A 2,595-nucleotide genomic window follows, 5' to 3' on the forward strand; every position below is an offset into this window, starting at 1 on the left:
CTACACGACCACCTCCACGTCGCAGTTCTGGGACCGGAAGACGCTGTCCTACACCGACACGACCGTCCAGCCCGGGTCGTCACACAACTACTACGTGCGGGTGACCGATCCGAGCGGCAACAGCGTCCGCGGCGACTACACGACGGTCACCATGCCGACGACGAGCCCGAGCGCCTACGCGCAGCAGATCCTCAACGACGGCGCCACCGACTACTGGCGCCTGGGCGACCCGGTCACCTCGAAGACCGGCGCGGACACCGCGAATTCCGCACCGCTCACCGAGGGCAGTGGGGGGTGGTCAACGGTGCCGCCGGTGCCGTGATCGGCGACAGCGACACGGCTGCGACGTTCTCCGGCACGTCGGCCGGCACCGCGTACGCAGCGAATTCGGCCACGACCACGACCAACTTCTCCGAGGAGACGTGGTTCAAGACGACCACCAAGACGGGGGGGCAGTTGCTGGGGCTCGCCACGTCGCAGACCGGCACGAACGGCGCTGACGACCGGCGGCTCTACATGGACAACGCCGGCCACCTGCTCTACGGCATCAACAGCGGCCAGTACCAGACGGTGGCCAGCCCGGCGACGTACAACGACGGCGCCTGGCACCAGGCCGTCGTCACGCAGTCGCTGGCCGGGGCGTCGCTGTACGTCGACGGCGCGCTGGTGTCGCGCAACGCCCTGGAGACGAGCCCACAACGCTACGACGGCTACTGGCGGCTCGGTGGTGAATCGCTGAGCGGCTGGCCGTCGGCGCCGACCAGCTCCTACTTCGCCGGCACGCTCGACGAGACCGCGATCTACCCGACGGTGCTCTCGGCGTCGACGATCCAGGCACACGTCACGAAGAGCGGCCGCACCCCCGCCGCGTCGACGACACCGACCGCCGCGTTCACGTCGTCGTGCACGAACCTGACGTGCTCGTTCGACGCGTCCGGGTCGAGTGCGGCAAGTGGCGCGACGATCACCGGTTACTCGTGGGCGTTCGGTGACAGCACGACCGGTACCGGCGCCACGACGTCGCACACCTACACCGCGGCAGGCACGAAGACGGTGACCATGACGGTGAGCGACAGCAAGGGCGGCACGGACACCGTCACGCACACGGTGTCGCCGGCCGCTGCGACACCGCCGACGGCGTCATTCGCCTACTCGTGCACGAACCTCAGCTGCTCCTTCGACGCGTCGGCGTCCAGTGCGGCCAACGGCGCGACCGTCACGGGGTACGCCTGGAAGTTCGGCGACACGGCGACCGGGACCGGTGCAAAGCCGGCGCACGCCTATACGAGTGCGGGTTCGTACACGGTGACGCTGACCGTCACCGACAGCAACAACCAGACGAGCACGGCGACGAAGACCGTCACGGTCACCGCGCCCCCGGCACCGACAGCGGCGTTCACGTCGTCGTGCACCAACCTGGCCTGCACTTTCGACGCCACCGGCTCCAGTGCGGCCGGCGGCGCGACGATCACCAGCTACGCCTGGACGTTCGGTGACAGCTCGTCGGGCACCGGTGCGAAACCGTCGCACAGCTACACGAAGGCCAACACCTACACCGTGGCGCTGACCGTTCTCGACAGCAACAACCAGAAGAGCACGGTCAGCCACACGGTCACCGTCACCGCGCCGACCTCCGCGCCGACGGCGTCGTTCACAAGTTCGTGCACGCAGCTGGCGTGCTCGTTCGACGGGTCGGCATCGAAGGCCGTCAGCGGTGCCACGATCAAGTCGTACGCATGGAACCTCGGCGACAAGGCCACCGGGACGGGCGCGAAACTGTCGCACACCTACGCGGCCGCCGGCACCTACACCGTCATCCTGACCGTCACCGACAGCGCGAATCGCACCGGTACGGCGACCAAGGCGGTGACCGTCGCTGCGGCTGTCGCGCCGGTGGCGGCCGACGCGTTCGGACGCTCGGTCACCAACGGATGGGGTACGGCGGACACCGGCGGTGCATGGTCGGTCGATCAACCGGAGTTGTACTCGGTCGCCAATGGCACCGGGCAGATCGCGCTGACCGGACCCGGAGCGGGTGCGGCCGCGTCACTGTCGAACGTGTCGGCGGCGAATCTGAACGTCACCTTCGATCTCGGGATGTCGAAGGCGCCGACCGGCAACGGCCTGCTCGCAACCCTCAGCACGCGGCAGACCAGCAACGGTGAGTACCGGTTCAAGGTGCACTTCCTGGCCGACGGCTCGGTACACCTCGTGGTGGCCAAGGACACGACTGCCGAGGGTGAGACGGTCATCCAGGAGGTGGTCGTCCCCGGCCTGACCTACACGGCGGGTACGTTGCTGCACGCGAGGCTGCAGATCAGTGGCAGCGGCACGACGACCATTGCGGGCAAGGTATGGAGCGGATCCACGGAGCCGGCAGCCAGCCAGATCAGCGTCACCGACAACGAGGCCACGCTGCAGTCGGCGGGCGGCATCGGAGTGCTCGTGTACCTCGCGGGCAATGCCACCAACGCTCCGGTGTCGGTCCTGTTCGACAACCTGCAGGCGATCAAGAGCTGACGAACACCTCCGACGTGGGGGGGGGGGGGGGGTGGGGCGCCCCCCCCCGAAGAGCCCGCGGGGGGGGGGGGCGGG

1 protein-coding gene and 1 pseudogene are annotated in these 2,595 nt (G+C 68.7%); both read left to right on the forward strand.

Going from position 1 to position 2,595, the window contains the following annotated elements; genetic code table 11:
• Window positions 1-322 (forward strand): annotated as a pseudogene (locus tag ACFFCN_RS13355) (hypothetical protein); the annotation flags it as partial.
• Window positions 295-2,520 (forward strand): PKD domain-containing protein, encoded by a 2,226-nt coding sequence (locus tag ACFFCN_RS13360; RefSeq protein ID WP_375492331.1) that lies wholly within the window; start codon window positions 295-297, stop codon window positions 2,518-2,520. The pseudogene ACFFCN_RS13355 and the gene ACFFCN_RS13360, both read left to right, overlap by 28 nt.
• The last annotated feature ends 75 nt before the right edge of the window (window positions 2,521-2,595 follow it).

Origin of the sequence: uncultured Jatrophihabitans sp. (assembly GCF_964246335.1) — a bacterium.
Lineage (GTDB): Bacteria > Actinomycetota > Actinomycetes > Mycobacteriales > Jatrophihabitantaceae > Jatrophihabitans.